The sequence below is a fragment of the Dolichospermum sp. UHCC 0406 genome (assembly GCF_009712025.1).
Classification (GTDB): domain Bacteria; phylum Cyanobacteriota; class Cyanobacteriia; order Cyanobacteriales; family Nostocaceae; genus Dolichospermum; species Dolichospermum lemmermannii.
On record NZ_VILA01000034.1, the window covers coordinates 1 to 333 of the forward strand.

Consider the following 333-nt stretch of genomic DNA (forward strand, 5'->3'; position numbering starts at 1 on the left):
CAGGTACTGCTGCTGATTGGGTTAAACCAACTGCTTCAGCATACTTCAAGTAGGTTTCAACGGAAGCGATAACGATCCGAGCTTCAATTGCTAGTAATTCGATACCAACTAAGGAAACACGAACCCAAGCGTCAATTACGATACCTTTGTCGAGGATTCTATCAATAACTTCTGCCAAGCTGGAGGAAGAATTGGTTTTTTCAACTGCCATTTTTTTAATTCCTTGTTATTTGTTGTCGGAAACTTGGGAAATGAGGAGAATAACTATAAATATGAGTCATGGTTATTCTCCTACTTGGGAACTTGCTTAATTAAGCAGGTACTGCTGCTGAT

The 333-nt window shown here is 39.6% G+C and carries 1 protein-coding gene; it reads right to left on the reverse strand.

What is annotated here, in order from left to right; translation table 11 throughout:
* The coding region (gene gvpA / locus FJR09_RS23845; RefSeq protein ID WP_168654214.1) for a gas vesicle structural protein GvpA at positions 1-211 on the reverse strand (211 nt) is incomplete at its 3' end.
* Positions 212-333 lie beyond the last annotated feature (122 nt).